1 rRNA gene is annotated in these 1,486 nt (G+C 53.0%); it reads right to left on the bottom strand.

What is annotated here, in order from left to right:
• A 16S ribosomal RNA gene (locus tag AB3I27_RS13895) occupies nt 1-1,471 on the bottom strand; the annotation flags it as partial.
• Nucleotides 1,472-1,486: the final 15 nt, after the last annotated feature.

The raw sequence follows: 1,486 nt of genomic DNA, 5'->3' as shown, positions 1-1,486 counted from the left end.
AAAAGGTTACCTCACCGACTTCGGGTGTTACAAACTCTCGTGGTGTGACGGGCGGTGTGTACAAGGCCCGGGAACGTATTCACCGCGGCGTGCTGATCCGCGATTACTAGCGATTCCGGCTTCATGCAGGCGAGTTGCAGCCTGCAATCCGAACTGAGAGAAGCTTTAAGAGATTAGCTTAGCCTCGCGACTTCGCAACTCGTTGTACTTCCCATTGTAGCACGTGTGTAGCCCAGGTCATAAGGGGCATGATGATTTGACGTCATCCCCACCTTCCTCCGGTTTGTCACCGGCAGTCTTGCTAGAGTGCCCAACTGAATGATGGCAACTAACAATAAGGGTTGCGCTCGTTGCGGGACTTAACCCAACATCTCACGACACGAGCTGACGACAACCATGCACCACCTGTCACTTTGCCCCCGAAGGGGAAGCTCTATCTCTAGAGTGGTCAAAGGATGTCAAGACCTGGTAAGGTTCTTCGCGTTGCTTCGAATTAAACCACATGCTCCACCGCTTGTGCGGGCCCCCGTCAATTCCTTTGAGTTTCAACCTTGCGGTCGTACTCCCCAGGCGGAGTGCTTAATGCGTTAGCTGCAGCACTGAAGGGCGGAAACCCTCCAACACTTAGCACTCATCGTTTACGGCGTGGACTACCAGGGTATCTAATCCTGTTTGCTCCCCACGCTTTCGAGCCTCAGCGTCAGTTACAGACCAGAGAGCCGCCTTCGCCACTGGTGTTCCTCCATATATCTACGCATTTCACCGCTACACATGGAATTCCACTCTCCTCTTCTGCACTCAAGTCTCCCAGTTTCCAATGACCCTCCCCGGTTGAGCCGGGGGCTTTCACATCAGACTTAAGAAACCGCCTGCGCTCGCTTTACGCCCAATAAATCCGGACAACGCTTGCCACCTACGTATTACCGCGGCTGCTGGCACGTAGTTAGCCGTGGCTTTCTGGTTAGATACCGTCAAGGGATGAACAGTTACTCTCATCCTTGTTCTTCTCTAACAACAGAGTTTTACGATCCGAAAACCTTCTTCACTCACGCGGCGTTGCTCGGTCAGACTTTCGTCCATTGCCGAAGATTCCCTACTGCTGCCTCCCGTAGGAGTTTGGGCCGTGTCTCAGTCCCAATGTGGCCGATCACCCTCTCAGGTCGGCTATGCATCGTGGCCTTGGTGAGCCGTTACCTCACCAACTAGCTAATGCACCGCGGGTCCATCCATCAGCGACACCCGAAAGCGCCTTTCAAATCAAAACCATGCGGTTTCGATTGTTATACGGTATTAGCACCTGTTTCCAAGTGTTATCCCCTTCTGATGGGCAGGTTACCCACGTGTTACTCACCCGTTCGCCACTCTTCTTTTTCCGGTGGAGCAAGCTCCGGTGGAAAAAGAAGCGTACGACTTGCATGTATTAGGCACGCCGCCAGCGTTCGTCCTGAGCCAGGATCAAACTCTCATAAAAAGTTCGAACAATCTT

The organism is Enterococcus sp. C46, from assembly GCF_040887565.1.
Lineage (GTDB): Bacteria > Bacillota > Bacilli > Lactobacillales > Enterococcaceae > Enterococcus_B > Enterococcus_B lactis.
Note: the sequence above shows the minus strand (reverse complement) of the source record. Positions and strands in the feature narration are given on the sequence as shown.